Origin of the sequence: Aurantimicrobium minutum, assembly GCF_029893825.1 — a bacterium.
Classification (GTDB): domain Bacteria; phylum Actinomycetota; class Actinomycetes; order Actinomycetales; family Microbacteriaceae; genus Aurantimicrobium; species Aurantimicrobium minutum_C.
In genome coordinates, this window is sequence record NZ_JARXXV010000001.1 from 1,069,507 (window position 1) to 1,083,410 (window position 13,904).

The 13,904-nt window shown below is 53.4% G+C and carries 14 protein-coding genes and 1 tRNA gene; 5 read left to right on the top strand and 10 right to left on the bottom strand.

Annotated features, from left to right (window positions below):
• Window positions 1–52: 52 nt before the first annotated feature.
• The 4 genes from M2120_RS05110 to M2120_RS05125 are packed head-to-tail and all read right to left on the bottom strand — an operon-like array spanning window position 53 to window position 4,779.
• Complete coding sequence (locus M2120_RS05110) at window positions 53–862, bottom strand: inositol monophosphatase family protein (RefSeq protein ID WP_280797639.1); 810 nt, start codon at window positions 860–862, stop codon at window positions 53–55.
• A 22-nt stretch (window positions 863–884) separates the two neighbouring features.
• Window positions 885–1,595 carry a B3/B4 domain-containing protein gene (locus tag M2120_RS05115; RefSeq protein ID WP_280797640.1) on the bottom strand — a complete coding sequence of 237 codons (711 nt, stop codon included), beginning with the start codon at window positions 1,593–1,595 and terminating at the stop codon, window positions 885–887.
• Between the two features lie 29 nt (window positions 1,596–1,624).
• Entirely contained in the window at window positions 1,625–2,545 is a 921-nt protein-coding gene (locus M2120_RS05120) for an AEC family transporter (RefSeq protein WP_280797641.1), read from the bottom strand.
• A 17-nt stretch (window positions 2,546–2,562) separates the two neighbouring features.
• Entirely contained in the window at window positions 2,563–4,779 is a 2,217-nt protein-coding gene (locus M2120_RS05125) for an NADP-dependent isocitrate dehydrogenase (protein ID WP_280797642.1), read from the bottom strand.
• 146 nt (window positions 4,780–4,925) lie between these two features.
• On the opposite strand from M2120_RS05125, the gene M2120_RS05130 reads away from it, so the two are divergent.
• On the top strand, window positions 4,926–5,252 hold the full coding sequence (locus M2120_RS05130) for a YciI family protein (protein WP_280797643.1): 327 nt from the start codon (window positions 4,926–4,928) through the stop codon (window positions 5,250–5,252).
• 3 nt (window positions 5,253–5,255) lie between these two features.
• Here M2120_RS05130 and M2120_RS05135 read toward each other — a convergent pair whose 3' ends face one another.
• The 3 genes from M2120_RS05135 to M2120_RS05145 all read right to left on the bottom strand — a co-directional run bounded on the left by M2120_RS05135 (window position 5,256) and on the right by M2120_RS05145 (window position 7,374).
• Window positions 5,256–6,329 carry a glycine-rich domain-containing protein gene (locus tag M2120_RS05135; RefSeq protein WP_280797644.1) on the bottom strand — a complete coding sequence of 358 codons (1,074 nt, stop codon included), beginning with the start codon at window positions 6,327–6,329 and terminating at the stop codon, window positions 5,256–5,258.
• A gap of 116 nt (window positions 6,330–6,445) precedes the next feature.
• Window positions 6,446–6,527 (bottom strand) — tRNA-Tyr (locus M2120_RS05140).
• 82 nt (window positions 6,528–6,609) lie between these two features.
• Window positions 6,610–7,374 (bottom strand): hypothetical protein, encoded by a 765-nt coding sequence (locus tag M2120_RS05145; protein WP_280797645.1) that lies wholly within the window; start codon window positions 7,372–7,374, stop codon window positions 6,610–6,612.
• A gap of 64 nt (window positions 7,375–7,438) precedes the next feature.
• Here M2120_RS05145 and M2120_RS05150 point away from each other — a divergent pair, with 64 nt between their 5' ends.
• Window positions 7,439–7,927: a YajQ family cyclic di-GMP-binding protein gene (locus M2120_RS05150; protein ID WP_280797646.1), complete on the top strand. Its 489-nt coding sequence runs from the start codon at window positions 7,439–7,441 to the stop codon at window positions 7,925–7,927.
• Here M2120_RS05150 and M2120_RS05155 read toward each other — a convergent pair.
• Window positions 7,839–8,828: a DMT family transporter gene (locus M2120_RS05155; RefSeq protein WP_280797647.1), complete on the bottom strand. Its 990-nt coding sequence runs from the start codon at window positions 8,826–8,828 to the stop codon at window positions 7,839–7,841. The two genes, M2120_RS05150 and M2120_RS05155, sit on opposite strands and share 89 nt — an antisense overlap.
• A 90-nt stretch (window positions 8,829–8,918) precedes the next feature.
• On the opposite strand from M2120_RS05155, the gene M2120_RS05160 reads away from it, so the two are divergent.
• The gene (locus tag M2120_RS05160; protein WP_280797648.1) at window positions 8,919–9,374 is read left to right on the top strand and encodes an Lrp/AsnC family transcriptional regulator; all 456 of its coding nucleotides are present in this window, start codon (window positions 8,919–8,921) and stop codon (window positions 9,372–9,374) included.
• Here M2120_RS05160 and M2120_RS05165 read toward each other — a convergent pair whose 3' ends face one another.
• Together M2120_RS05165 and M2120_RS05170 are read right to left on the bottom strand one after the other, a co-directional pair.
• The gene (locus M2120_RS05165) at window positions 9,375–10,940 is read right to left on the bottom strand and encodes a carboxylesterase/lipase family protein (RefSeq protein WP_280797649.1); all 1,566 of its coding nucleotides are present in this window, start codon (window positions 10,938–10,940) and stop codon (window positions 9,375–9,377) included. It abuts the gene before it with no gap.
• 3 nt (window positions 10,941–10,943) lie between these two features.
• The gene (locus tag M2120_RS05170; protein ID WP_280797650.1) at window positions 10,944–11,990 is read right to left on the bottom strand and encodes an alpha/beta hydrolase; all 1,047 of its coding nucleotides are present in this window, start codon (window positions 11,988–11,990) and stop codon (window positions 10,944–10,946) included.
• A 109-nt stretch (window positions 11,991–12,099) separates the two neighbouring features.
• Between M2120_RS05170 and M2120_RS05175 the strand changes: the two genes are divergently transcribed.
• Together M2120_RS05175 and M2120_RS05180 are read left to right on the top strand one after the other, a co-directional pair.
• Window positions 12,100–13,422 carry an aspartate aminotransferase family protein gene (locus tag M2120_RS05175; RefSeq protein ID WP_280797651.1) on the top strand — a complete coding sequence of 441 codons (1,323 nt, stop codon included), beginning with the start codon at window positions 12,100–12,102 and terminating at the stop codon, window positions 13,420–13,422.
• 32 nt (window positions 13,423–13,454) lie between these two features.
• Window positions 13,455–13,895, top strand: coding sequence for a YdeI/OmpD-associated family protein (locus M2120_RS05180; protein WP_280797652.1), 441 nt, complete (start codon window positions 13,455–13,457; stop codon window positions 13,893–13,895).
• Window positions 13,896–13,904: the final 9 nt, after the last annotated feature.

Consider the following 13,904-nt stretch of genomic DNA (forward strand, 5'->3'; position numbering starts at 1 on the left):
GATGAAGCCTGAGAAAGACCACTTAGAAAAGGTGAAAAGTGGGTGAATTACCCTAGCTCAACAGGAGTTTTTCAATTTGTGGGAAAAGGTGGGTATTTGCTGCCAACAGCATGTCTCGGCCCTCTGGAGCACCGGCCAAACCTCCCACGATTCCGCCCGCTTCTCTCAAGACAAGACTTCCTGCTGCGTAATCCCACGGCTTGGTGTCACGTTCGTAGTAAGCATCTAGGCGACCCATCGCTACATCACACAGATCAAGAGAGGCTGCCCCTGCCCGGCGAATGTCACGAACTGCAGGAAGAATACGGGTGAGGGTTTCAGCCTGAATTGCTCGAAGTTCAGAGCTGTAGGCAAAACCCGTTGCAACGAGAGAATGCGCAAGCAGGGACTCCTGGTTCACGCCAAGTTTCTCTGTAACCCCTTCAGAGGTGAGGTAGGCGCCACCGCCGAGTGAGGCAGAAAAGAGTTCCCCCTTGAGTGGGTTGAACACCACGCCCGCAAGCTGTGTCCACGTTCCTGGGTCTGGACTTCCTTCAACCACAGCAATACTCACTGCAAACTGTGGGATGCCATAGAGGTAGTTCACGGTGCCATCAATGGGATCCACAATCCAGGTCAAGCCTGAGGTGCCAGTGGAGTCGCCACCCTCTTCGCCATAGAAGCCATCCTCTGGGCGAAGTTCTAGCAGTCGCGCCTTCACAAACTCTTCACACTCGCGGTCAGCAAAAGTCACCACATCGATAGAGGAGGACTTCGTGTCTGCAATTGTCACGCCTTCATTCCGGCGACGGGCAATCAGTTCACCGGCCTCCAGGGCAATGGTGCGGGCAATATCCAAAAGTTCGGAAGGAGAAACAGCCATGAGTTCAGGCTACAAGCATCAGCTAATTGATGTTTGTCAGCACCCGTGAATGAATATCCAATTCTGGCCACCACGACTTCAACATCTCGGATAATTGGGCTGCTGCTGCCTCGACTCGTTCCTTGGCACCGTCGCCTACTCCATCAAAGATGAACAGTGCGGTGGTGGTGTCCTCGTTCAGGTGTGTGCGCACGCACTGACGCCAGTTCCAGCGACGGCATGTCACACCAGCGTCGTCTCGCCACACAATCTCGCCAGGCTCTGGCGAAGCATTGACTGTCTCCCCGTTTTCGCGGGTATCAAAGTTTTCTGAACCATCTGCAACAACTAGACGTGCTGCACCGACGTAACTTTCAAGATCTTCGCCGCCAATAGGGACAAGGTTAATCACCGAGATGGCGTTATAGGTATCGGTCAATAAATCAACTCGGGGCATCCCTGATGCACACCTCTTCAGTAATGCCTCAAAGCTGCTCTTCGCCACACGAGGCTTCACGCCGAAGGAGAGGAACTTCTCCCGCCAGGCCTGAACCTCAGGTACTTCTTCGATGGGCATCGCAGCCAGAAGCTCTGCTGCGGAAGCTTCAGCTTCGAGCAGCAGAGCTTCACTGCGTTCATCGCTGGGTCCACCCTGAATTCCCTCCACAACAACAAGCATCGCTACGTAATCAGGGTGGAGATTCCAGACCTCTTCAGAGACAGATGCGTTGGCTAAAAATGCGTTGTGTGACATGTTGCAATCCTGCCAGAGACTTCGCTCGCTTATGCCGCCAAGAGCAACGTAATGACAAAGAGAATGGGAATTGCGCCAAACGTCGTAATGAATGTCACATCACGCGCCAAGAGTTGGCTCGTGCCATATTCATTTGCGTAGTTCAGAACATTCTGTGCCGTAGGCAGCGCTGCCAAAACAGTTACCGCATAGACCGCGTGAGCATCGAGCTGGAAGATGAACACCGCGGCAGTCCAGGCAATGATCGGCATCGCAACAAGCTTGAGAAAGCTTGCAGTGAAGATGCTGACTCGATCTTCCTTATCCTGCAGCAGCTTGTTCCCGTGCAAGGAAATTCCGAAGGCAATCAGCAACAGTGGAACTGCGGCATGACCAACCATTCCGGTTGCATCCCAGACCAGCTGAGGAAGTTTGAGGTTAAAAATGGCGATGAGCAACCCCAGCAAAGAACCCACGATGATGGGGTTCTTGAGCGTGCGAATGAGCGTTTGGTGAATCTTCGCGTTCCCCGATTTCCACGCACCCAAGAACATGAGAGAAATAGGCGCCCAGAAGATCAACTGCAACAAGATCACCGGCGCTGAATACACAGCACCGCCGAGCATGAAAGTTGCGATTGGAATACCAATGTTGTTCGCGTTGACATATCCCGACCCCAGTGCGCCAATGATGGCGTCACCAAAACTCTTCTTGGCTAACAAGGCAAACGTAATGAAGATCACAAACACTGTCGCTGAGGCGATGACCGACACCGGGAGCAGATCTGTAAAGAGCGTCTTCACATCTGCTGAACCCAAAATGGTGAACAACAGCAAAGGCGAGCACACGTAAAACGCGACTTTACTTAGAACCGTTCTGGAATTCTCCGGAAGGATTCCTATTCGCGCAACGACGTATCCGCAGAGGATGGCGAAGCCCACAACTGCGAATCCGCTGAATGCACCAATCATCGGATTAGCTCACATATTTAGAGTGAATCTATGACCTTGTTGAGCGTTGCCGACGGACGCATTACTGCGTTGACCAGTTCAACGTTGGGGCGGTAGTAGCCACCAATGTTGGCTGGCTTGCCCTGAACGGCAATGAGCTCGGAAACGATAGTTTCTTCGCCAGCAGAAAGTGCTTCTGCAACAGGAGCAAAGGTGGCTGCAAGAGCCGCATCGTCCGTCTGCTTGGCCAATTCCTGAGCCCAGTAAAGGCCGAGGTAGAAGTGGCTTCCACGGTTGTCGATACCGCCAACCTTGCGCGCAGGAGAACGGTCTTCTTCAAGGAAGGTTCCGGTTGCGCGGTCGAGGGTATCTGCCAGGACCTGCGCCTGGGCGTTACCAGTGGTCTGTGCAAAGTGCTCGAATGATGCTGCCAGTGCAAAGAATTCACCGAGTGAATCCCAGCGCAGGAAGTTTTCTTCCAACAACTGCTGAACGTGCTTAGGTGCAGAACCACCAGCACCGGTCTCAAACAAGCCACCGCCGTTGAGCAGTGGAACGATGGAGAGCATCTTGGCGCTGGTTCCCACCTCGAGGATGGGGAACAGGTCAGTGTTGTAGTCACGAAGCACGTTACCGGTGACGGAGATAGTGTCTTCCCCCTTACGGATACGAGCCAGAGAGTACTTGGTTGCCTCTGCAGGAGCCATGATCTCAATGGTCAGACCAGTGGTGTCGTAGTCAGCGAGGTAGGTCTTGACCTTCTTGATCACCTGAGCGTCGTGTGCACGCTTCTCGTCCAACCAGAAGATGGCAGGGGTGTTGCTGGCGCGTGCGCGAGTCACTGCTAGTTTGACCCAGTCACGAACAGGGACATCCTTAGTCTGAGTTGCACGCCAGATGTCACCCTTGCCCACGTTGTGAGAGATGAGTACCTCGCCAGCAGCGTTGACAACTTCAACGCGACCAGCAGATGCAATCTCGAAGGTCTTGTCGTGGCTGCCGTATTCCTCGGCTGCCTGAGCCATCAGGCCAACGTTGGGAACAGTTCCGATAGTTGCGGGGTCAAGTGGACCGTTGGCAATCACATCTTCGATGGTTGCCTGGTAGACACCAGCGTAGGAGGAGTCAGGGATGACAGCGAGTGTGTCGTCTTCGCCGCCATCAACGCCCCAGAGCTTTCCACCGTTGCGAACCAGAGCTGGCATGGAAGCATCCACGATCACGTCTGATGGAACGTGCAGGTTGGTGATTCCCTTGTCGCTGTTGGTGTAGCTCAGGCGAGGACCTTCTGCTAGTGCTGCGTTGAAGTCAGCAGCAATCTGGTCACCACCGACTACATCGCTCAAACCAGCGAGGATCGAACCCAGACCATCGTTAGGAGTCAGACCCGCTGCTTCGATGGCAGCGCCGTGCTTGTCAAAAACATCAGCAAAGAACGCCTTCACAACGTGACCGAACATGATGGGATCACTGACCTTCATCATGGTTGCCTTGAGGTGAACCGAATATAGAACGTCGTCCTTCTTGGCCTGCTCCAGAGTTTCAGCCAAGAATGCATCAAGAGCAGATGCCGACATGAAGGTGGCATCCACGATTTCACTTTGCAGAACCTTGAGTCCGGACTTCAGAACAGTCTCGGAACCATCTGCAGCGATGTGACGAATAGTGAGGGTGTCATCGGCAGGAAGCACTACTGACTTTTCGTTAGAGAAGAAGTCATCGTGACCCATCGTCGCAACACGAGTCTTGGAACCAGCAGCAAAAGGCTTGTTTACGTGAGGGTGCTTGCGGGCATATGCCTTGACCGAGAGCGGTGCGCGGCGGTCAGAGTTTCCTTCACGCAAGACAGGGTTAACAGCAGAGCCCTTGATCTTGTCGTAACGAGCACGAACATCCTTGTCTTCGTCTGTGACAAGCTCGTCTGGGTAGTCAGGAACGTTGAAGCCCTGTGACTGTAGTTCGGCAATTGCTGCCTTGAGCTGAGGAATAGATGCAGAGATGTTGGGAAGCTTGATGATGTTGGCTTCAGGGGTCTTAGCCAACTCGCCTAGTTCTTTGAGAGCATCGCCAACCTGCTGGTCAGCAGAGAGGCGGTCTGGGAAGACAGCGAGAATACGGCCGGCGAGAGAGATATCGCGGGTCTCGATGTTCACGTGTGCTGCGTTGGCGTATGCCTTGACGATGGGCAGGAACGATGCGGTTGCCAGTGCAGGCGCTTCGTCAGTGTGGGTGTAGATGATGCTCGAATCGTTCACGTGCGTGCCATTCTTCGTTGGAAATTGGGCGTAGTTAGCTCGTGACAAGTGTATCCAAAAGTATCTTGATATCGAGCTACTTTTTTTCAAGAATATATTTCTCTTCGTGAGCCTCCTCTGTAACTAGACCAAAAATGCGTTACATCATGTTTGTGATTGATGACAGTTCTGCCGTTGCTGGCTCTGATGAGATGAGTGAAATCGGGAAGTTCAATAACGAGCTCAAAGATCAGGGCCATTTTGTGATGGCAGAAGGCATCAAGTCGGGAGAACAGGCGGCCATTTTCGACAATCGAGGTGGTCACACCAAGGAAACGTCTGGCTCCCTCTACGACATTTCAGAAAACTATTCCGGTTTCTGGATCATCGAGGTTGAGAACGATGACCGAGCTCGTTCCTCTGCACAGAGCGCGTCACGAGCGTGCAATCGGAAGATTGAACTTCCCTCGTTCCTGCAGTTAACTCCCAGATAGCAATTAGCCCTGTGGGGCTCGTTTGCGACGAATAATCTGAATTCCTGCTGTAACTAACACGCCTGTAAGAAGCATCGAGCCCCCGAGGAATAATTCAGAATTCCCACGAGCACCCGTGTGAGTCAACTGCTCAGAAGCAGGAGTGGAAATCACAGAGGGGGTGGGTGTAGGTGTGGGGGTTTGAACTGCTGTGGACCAGCGCAAAACTACGATTCCCGATCCCCCATCGCCGCCGGGGAGAGCCGTGTTTGTGAAACTTGCTCCCTTGCCACCGTTGCCGGTGTTTGCACTCGCAGAAGCAGCGGCTGTGCCGGACCCATCGCCACCGTCACCACCGGTCGCGAAAACGAGAGGTATTCCAGAAATATACGTAGAGATTTTACCTATTCCGCCCAGTCCAAACACGGAAGACCCATTTGTTCCGGGGCCACCGGCGCCACCGCCGCCGCCGCCAGTTTTGTCGCTAAGCCCTGAAGAAAATCCACCTGTGTTACCAAAACCCGCACCTGCATAGTTAGCTTGGGTGGTTGAGCTTGAAGCAGTGCTTCCTTCGGAGCCACCACCACCCGAACCACCAGCTGAACCATTTGCAGGGGTGCGTGGAGTTACCCCGAAGGTGTAGTACCCCGCGCCTCCACCTCCGCCGGATGCAACATAAGTGCTGAATGAGGAATCAGAACCGTTAAGTCCATCGGCTGCCGAGCTTCCAGAGATGGATGCAGCGCCTCCGGCGCCGCCCGCACCAACAGTTATTGTGACAACAGAACCAGGGGTCAGAGTAATTCCTGTTTTCTCAACAAAACCACCAGCACCGCCACCACCAGCGAATGCGCCACCGCCGCCACCGCCACCGCCAGCGACGATCAGAGCATCTACAGTTCCCGCCAATGGCGGCACAACCCAGTCACACATCCCGGCCGTTGTAAAAGTTTGAGATTCATAGCTTCCAAAGACGTTTTGCGTCGGCGCGCACGCAGGGTTCGCGGCGTGAGAGACCTCTGCAGCGCCGCCGAGTGACAGTAAGAGCAATATCGTCGCGCTCAGGGCAGAGAATGCAACAGAAGTCCGCAACAACATTCACCCAGTATAAAGTTGCGCGACGTCGTTCGAGTCAACCAATTTCGGCCTGAAGAGCCCGCTAACAGAGCTATTGCCAAACAAATAAGCCCCTCCGAAGAGGGGCTTACAGTTTGTGGCAAGTGAGGGATTCGAACCCCCGAAGGCTGAGCCGTCTGATTTACAGTCAGATCCCTTTGGCCGCTAGGGTAACTTGCCGTTGCAGGTCATCATGATTTCTCATGACTAAGTGCCCCTCAACAATACCGGGGCAAGGCGATAGTTGAAAATCGTCTCAGGTTTAGTGTGTTACTGGAACCTTGCTCGCATACTCGTTGGCCTTGTTTGCAACGTCCTGCATATACTTCGGAACCTGGTTGTAGGCATAGATAGCGTCCTGCCAGCCCTGTGGAGTTGCAAGGTCTTTGCCTGAGTAACAGAGGTAGCGGCCAGCGGCGAGAACAGAGTCGTCGATGTTCTGTCCGTCTTCGTTTCCGTCATTGTTTCCGTCACTGTGCCACGCAGCCCAGGTTGGCGGAACTATCTGCATGGGTCCCACAGCACGGTCAAACTCTGCGGTGCCATCAAAGTTGCCGTCATCGAAGTCAGGCAATGCTTTGGTGTCATTCTTGCCATCTAGAGGAATGCCGAAGATAGGTTCTGACATGTTGCCATCGGGGAGGATCTTGCCGCCGAAGATTGTGCCGTGGTGAGACTCCACCCAACCAATACCCGCCAAGGTGTTCCAGGAGAGGTGACACTCGGGATCGACCACCGACAAACCAATTGCGACCCCGGCATAGGCGGTGAGTGCCCGCTCAGGAATACCGGTTTGTTGCGAAGTCGTTTTCACCCAGGCAGGATCGGGCAGTTCCGCGATAGGACTGTGGGCTAATTGATCAAGAGTGAGATCGGCAACATGTGGTGGGGAAGCTAAGGCTGGAGCAAAAGGTCCCCCGGCAATTGGTGAGCTCTGATTACTGCAGGCAATAAAACCCCAGGTAGCAACACCAAGCACCGCAATCACCATCAGTGTGCGGTTACGTCGAACTTTCTTAGATGCCATCTCCTTCCATTCTCTAAGTCCCGGCTGACAATCCGCCGAGGACGGGCTTAGATAGCATGGACTCATGGCTGATTCATCATTTGACGTAGTAAGCAAGGTCGACAAAATGGAAACCGATAACGCACTCAACCAGGCAATCAAAGAGGTAGAGCAGCGTTACGACTTCAAGAACGTCGGCGCCTCCATCGAATGGAGTGGCGAAAAGATCCTCATGAAGGCGAACTCGGAGGAGCGCGTCAAGGCGGTCCTCGAAGTCTTCGAGCAGAAGCTGATCAAGCGAGGCATTTCCCTGCGCAGCCTCGATGCGGGAGAGCCTTTTGCATCAGGTAAGGAATTCCGCATCGAAGCCAAGATGAAAGAAGGCATCGATCAGGACAATGCCAAGAAGGTCACCAAGCTCATCCGCGATGAGGGACCCAAGTCGGTCAAGTCACAGATTCAGGGTGATGAAGTTCGCGTTTCTTCTAAGAGCCGTGATGACTTACAGGCAACCATGGCCCTGTTGAAGAACGCAGACCTGCCCGTTGCTTTGCAGTTTGTGAACTTCCGCTAAGCCTGCTTTGGGTCGGCAACACATTGCTGACAACGTTTGCCACCAGAACACCAGAGGTTACAAAGCCTAAGCACAACAATGTTGTGACAGAGGGAACCTCTCCCAGCAGTGGAATTGCAGCCAAGGTGGATAGCACTGGGCTCAGTGCGCCAAAACCTGATGCCTTCAGGCTGCCAATCTTTTTTGTGGCAAAGCTGTAGAGCACGGTGGAAATGATTCCTACAATTACGCCCTGCATGAGAGCAAACAGCAGCACATCTTTGACAGCTGCATGACCTGCAACAATCTCGCTGGGCAAGAGTCCGACTGCAACTGCAATCAGAGCAAATACAGATGAGGGAACGCTCAGTAACACTGCGATCTCAATTGGCTTGTAACTGACCGACGCGAGAGCGATGGTGTAGCAAGCCCATAGCAATCCGCCGGCCAGCAGAGGAACAACTCCCCAGGAGAGTGAAGCACCTGTGCGGATAAGTGCTGTCATGACCCCTGCGCTGATGAGAGCAACCCCGACAGATCTCACCCAGCCAATTTTCTTTCTCAGGATGAACACCGAATACAACGCCACATAGAGTGGCACCACACCCGGGGTAACCGTTCCCACCAATGCTGCGGAGGTCTGTTCTGCGCCCCAGCTGACAAGCAGCATGAAGGGAAGTCCTGCCCCGGCAACGATAGCCAGAGTTGGAAGTACAGATTGAGTTCGTGCACGCAGCCAAGTTGCTCTCCACCGAGGAAGTAAGAGGACCGCAGGAACCGCAAACCTGAGAAGGGCAACATCTCCAGATAGCAAGGAGCTCCCTGACACTGCACGCATGTTGATGGCAAATCCTGCCCAAATCACAATGGTCGCCGCCATGGCGATGTATCCCCAGAGAACCGTGGGCTGAACCTTCTTCATGCTTTCAGGCTAGAGAAATATGCCCGGCACACGATTGCAAATATTGCCTAGAAATATGAGTTAAGAGCAATAATCTGCCAATATTTATGAATGGACAGCATAGACAAGCAGATTTTGTGGGAACTCCAACTCAACGGGCGCCTGAGCAACCAGGAATTGGCCGACCGGGTTGGCCTCTCCCCCTCACCCTGTTTACGCCGCGTTCGATACTTAGAAGAAACCGGAGTGATCTCTGGCTACGCTGCCCGGGTCAATGCAAGTGCTGTTGGCTTGTCAGTGACAGCGCTGGTTCGCATCACGATGAATTCGCACAGTGCCGAGGTGGTCACAGCCTTGGAAAATCAGATTCGTGAAGTGCCTCGCATCGTGGAGGCCTACCTCATGTCTGGAGGTGCCGACTATCTACTCAAGGTGATGGTCAAAGACCTCGCTGAATTTGAAGAGTTCATTCGCGATGACGTCAGGACCTTGCCCGGGATTGCCTCCATCGAAACGTCCTTTGCCTTCGGCATGACGAAATCCCCGACTCCGCTTCCACTCGACTAGTTACTTGAAGCCCAGAATCTGTTCGCCCCAGGCCTGGCGAATATCGCCGTCAGGATCGTTCTCAATCGAGTCTGTGCCATTAATGATCAACGTGGCACGGGTCTTCTCGTCATAGCGGGGCCAGGAAAGATCCTGCCCTGTTTCTGAATCAATGGTTTGAGGATTAGATGTCCTCGCGAAGCTCGTCCAGCGTGCTTGGATGCGCTTGGAAATAACCCATGCTTCCTTCAAGCCACCAAGTCTGAACTGCAAAGCCTTCTTATTCATTTTCTCGGGCAAGGTGCCAAAGACGTAGGGGAGCTCAGTGGCGTGGCTAGCGCCGATCCCCAGCAGCTTCATCAAGGGTGGAGCCTGGTCGAAGCGATACATCCACGTGGGTGCAACCCTCGAGTGGGCTTCAGCAACCCAGATTGAGGGCATGCGGAAACCGGCATCACGGGAAATTTCCATTGCCCCTTTTTGCTTGGGGAAGTCTGGATAAGCATCCAAGATGCGTTCTTCATCGAAGTTTTTGTCCGGATGATCCTTCGACATCAAATCAAACATTTCTTGGATGCTTGATTCGCTGATCGGCATCAAAGGTGACTTCATCATCTTGAACAAGGCGGCTTCGTCCTTGTTGGTGCCAAGAATGAGTGGAACCTTGTGCTGTCCGCCATCGCGGAAAGTTTGCACCGGATAGTGGGGAACGAACGTTCCGTCCACTATCGGGGCAAATGCAACAGTGCCTGGCCACGTTAAGGAAACGTGATCGAGCAACTTGGTTGTGTAGGAAGCGAGGGTCTTGGCATCTGTCTCGCGCAAATAAGCGGGAGCGTCTTCTTTACTCACACCCATCAGCTCAAGATAGGCATCTGCCACAAGCGCAGCACGGCCGGGCTTATAGACACTTGTTGCCGGTGAGCTTTCTGCCAGGGCTTTGTGGAAGAGACCCTTGGTCTCGGGCATGGTCATCAACGTTGTGACGCATCCACCACCTGCGGATTCTCCAAAGATGGTCACATCGTCTGGATCTCCGCCAAAAGCTGCAATGTTGTTCTTGACCCACTGCAATGCCAGGACGAGATCTGTCAGACCCATGTTGCTTTCAAAAGAAGGATCAAGTGAGCTGAAGTCCAACCACCCCAGTGCACCCAAACGGTAGTTCACGGTGACGATAATGACGTCACCGTTTTCGGCAAGGGAACGTCCGTTATAAACAGCTTGGGAAGAGAAGCCGATGAAATACGCCCCGCCATGAATCCAGAACATCACGGGCTTAGGCTTATCCCCCGGTTTGGGTTCAGGTGCCCAGATGTTCAGGTTCAGGCAGTCCTCATCGATTTCAACACCGGTGGGAATTGGGATCAGCTTGGTGGGTTCTTGAGGAGCAATGTTGCCGAACTCAAGCGCGTCTTTGGTTCCACTCCACGGCTCCACGGGCACAGAGCGGCGGTAGCGTAGCTCGCCCACTGGAGCTTTGCCATAGGGAACTCCTAGCCAGCGATGGGTGTTGCCATCCTTCGCACCGCGAACAATGCCAGCGGTTGTCTTGACCAGCAACGATGAGTCAGAGAATGCGTCCATGTTCTAAAGGTATGCCTTCAACCAGCGAGTGAGTTCATCAAATGCGTGAGCCCTGACCGGACGTGCCGAGAGCACCACGTCATGCATCGCGTTATCAATTCGAGAAAGGGTGACTAGTTTTCCCAGTTGATGAACTCGTGCAGCCACGATGTTCACATCAATAGCAATGTCTGCCTTTTTCATATCCGGGCTCCATTTAGGAACCAACAAGCTCCTGGTGGAGAGCCAGGTGAAGACAGGTGCCTGAATATCAAGCCCAGCAGCAACCTGTGCATGGCCAGTCAAGATGGCATTAAGCCATGCAGGTCGAACAGGAAAGCCGTGTTCTGGTCGCCAGTCGTAGTTGAACTCCCACTCACCGTCTTTGTGCTTATCCACGGTTCGTGAATAGAAACCAAAGTCAATGCTGGGCATCTTGGACTTGGGATTAATCTTGGTTCCTGCCCGAAGAACTGGTGCCACAAGTGCACGGGCAGCGGCTGTGAGTTGATACTCCAACCAGGGACTGTTGAGCACGACCGCATCTGCTCGACCAGGATTTCTATCAGCCCACAGGCTGAAGATGAGACCACCAGTGGAATGGCCCATCACAACAAGCTTGCGCCCTTCGAGTGCCTGATCGTTTGCTCCAGATTTCTTAGAGCCGTGACCCATCACCTCGAGCGCAGCCTCGATGTCTTCGTCATAGTCAGCCAGGTTGTCAATGAATCCTTCTGACTGACCAGGGCGAATACTGCGACCATACTTGCGCAGATCCAGTGCATAAAACTGGGCTCCGTGTGAGCACCAATATTCAGCCAGGTTCTTTTGGAAGAAGTAGTCAGACCAACCGTGGATATAGAGAACATCTGTGTTCGCCGCCACCTGCGAGGAACGGCCGAACATTTTGTTCCAAAAAGTCGGTGCTGATGGTGCTGGTGCCTTGACCAGGGTGGCAACGACAGGGCCTTCTGAATCCGGGGCAAGCTCGAGAGTCGCCTGAAGATAGCCCTCCCCTAATACGTCGGGTTTCCAGCTCGCTGACTTTTCCACGTTCCCATTCTCACTCATGAACACAGGGCTGTGGCTGTGAAAATACAGAGCGATGATGAAAGTTCATTTGCTCGTGTGAAACAGGTCGTAGGCTAGTTGAGTTCGACCGATTCAGATGGAGACATAGATGTCCGATTCATCCCTCATGCACCCCGCAGATAACGCATTCGTTCGCGAAGAAGACACCTCGAATGTCTTCCACTCTTGGTCCGCGCAGGGCGCTCTCGCACCGTTCGTGATTGCCGGCGGTAAGGGTTCTCGTATCTGGGATTACGAAGGCAACACCTACCTCGACTTCTCTTCCATGCTGGTCAATGTCAACATTGGCCACCAACATCCCAAGGTCATTGAGGCCATCAAGGCTCAAGCTGATGTCCTCACCACGGTGGCTCCTGCACACGCGAACAATGTTCGTGCGCTGGCGGCGAAGAAGATTCTTTCTCACGCTCCTGCAGGTTTTGAGAAGGTGTTCTTCACCAACGGTGGTGCTGATGCGAATGAGAACGCGATCCGTATGGCTCGTCTTCACACTGGCAAGGACAAAGTCATCTCCTTCTATCGCAGCTATCACGGCAACACGGGTGCAGCGATTGTGTCTACTGGTGACTGGCGTCGTATTCCTAACGAATATGCCCGAGGTCACAAGCACGTCTTCGGCCCTTACCTCTACCGCTCTGAATACTGGGCAACGACCCCTGAGCAGGAATCAGAACGTGCTCTGCACTTCCTGGAACGCACAATTCAAGCAGAAGGCCCTGCAAGCATTGCCGCCTTCTTGATTGAATCCGTTCCTGGCACTGCCGGCATCCTGACTCCCCCTCCTGGGTTCTTGAAGGGTGTTCGTGCTCTGGCAGATAAGTTCGGCATCGTGTTGATCTTGGATGAGGTCATGGCTGGCTTTGGTCGCACAGGTGAATGGTTTGCATTCAACGCATTCGATGTTGTTCCTGACTTGATTACCTTCGCTAAGGGTGTGAACTCAGGTTATATCCCTGTCGGTGGTGTGATTATCAACTCGGAGATTGCTCACGCGTTTGATGAGCGGGTCTTCCCCGGCGGTCTGACCTATTCAGGTCACCCTCTGGCGTGTGCTTCGATCGTTGCCACGATTGAAGCCATGGAAGAAGAGAAGGTTGTCGAGAACTCGAAGCACATTGGTGCCACTGTTCTTGGCCCTGGCCTGAACGCACTGAAAGATAAGCACTCGGTTATTGGTGATGTACGTGGTTCTGGAGTGTTCTGGGCTGTTGAGTTCGTCACTGATCGTGACACGAAGGAACCTGTCGATGCCGCCTGGATGGGCAAGCTCAAGGCCGCTCTGATGGCGAACAAGCTTCTGCCCTTCATGGCAGATAACCGCCTCCACGTTGTTCCACCATGTGTTGTTACCGAAGACGAGGCACGTGAAGGCCTCGCCATCATTGACAAGGTCCTCTCCGAAATCAGCTGAAAACCACTGAGCACATTTACTAGGTACTCATCATGGGTGTCAGCTACACAACCGAGGTCCTCGGCGAAGGAAACCATGCTTCGCTGTTGATTCCCGAATGGGTACTTGCTGAGCTCCAAGCAAACAAACGTGCTCCACTGAAAGTGACCATCAATGGTCACACCTACCAAAGCACGGCTGTTGGGGTTGCAGGAGAATGTCGAGTTGTCTTCCCTCAGAAGGAACGACTAACTGCGGGTGCTGTGGCAGGCGAAACGGTAACCGTTCATCTTGAACTAGATTCTGGCTATCGCGAGGTAGTCATGCCTGCCGAGCTCGTTGAGGCACTTGCCCACGCCAAGCTCACCGAAGTATTTGCAGCGCTGAGTTATTCAAAGCGCAAAGAATTCGCACGCACAGTTACTGAGGCAAAGTCCGAAGAAACAAAGAACCGTCGCGTTCAGAAAGTCCTGGACGAACTGAATAAGAACTGAAGCAGCTCT

Bases quoted from the DNA above. Each gene is read 5' to 3' on its own strand.
- M2120_RS05170 (WP_280797650.1), bottom strand. From the start codon at position 11,990: ATGAGTGAGAATGGGAACGTGGAAAAGTCAGCGAGCTGGAAACCCGAC.
- M2120_RS05130 (WP_280797643.1), top strand. From the start codon at position 4,926: ATGTTTGTGATTGATGACAGTTCTGCCGTTGCTGGCTCTGATGAGATG.
- M2120_RS05115 (WP_280797640.1), bottom strand. From the start codon at position 1,595: ATGTCACACAACGCATTTTTAGCCAACGCATCTGTCTCTGAAGAGGTC.
- M2120_RS05180 (WP_280797652.1), top strand. From the start codon at position 13,455: ATGGGTGTCAGCTACACAACCGAGGTCCTCGGCGAAGGAAACCATGCT.
- M2120_RS05110 (WP_280797639.1), bottom strand. From the start codon at position 862: ATGGCTGTTTCTCCTTCCGAACTTTTGGATATTGCCCGCACCATTGCC.
- M2120_RS05145 (WP_280797645.1), bottom strand. From the start codon at position 7,374: ATGGCATCTAAGAAAGTTCGACGTAACCGCACACTGATGGTGATTGCG.
- M2120_RS05120 (WP_280797641.1), bottom strand. From the start codon at position 2,545: ATGATTGGTGCATTCAGCGGATTCGCAGTTGTGGGCTTCGCCATCCTC.
- M2120_RS05160 (WP_280797648.1), top strand. From the start codon at position 8,919: ATGGACAGCATAGACAAGCAGATTTTGTGGGAACTCCAACTCAACGGG.
- M2120_RS05155 (WP_280797647.1), bottom strand. From the start codon at position 8,828: ATGAAGAAGGTTCAGCCCACGGTTCTCTGGGGATACATCGCCATGGCG.
- M2120_RS05175 (WP_280797651.1), top strand. From the start codon at position 12,100: ATGTCCGATTCATCCCTCATGCACCCCGCAGATAACGCATTCGTTCGC.
- M2120_RS05135 (WP_280797644.1), bottom strand. From the start codon at position 6,329: ATGTTGTTGCGGACTTCTGTTGCATTCTCTGCCCTGAGCGCGACGATA.
- M2120_RS05165 (WP_280797649.1), bottom strand. From the start codon at position 10,940: ATGGACGCATTCTCTGACTCATCGTTGCTGGTCAAGACAACCGCTGGC.
- M2120_RS05150 (WP_280797646.1), top strand. From the start codon at position 7,439: ATGGCTGATTCATCATTTGACGTAGTAAGCAAGGTCGACAAAATGGAA.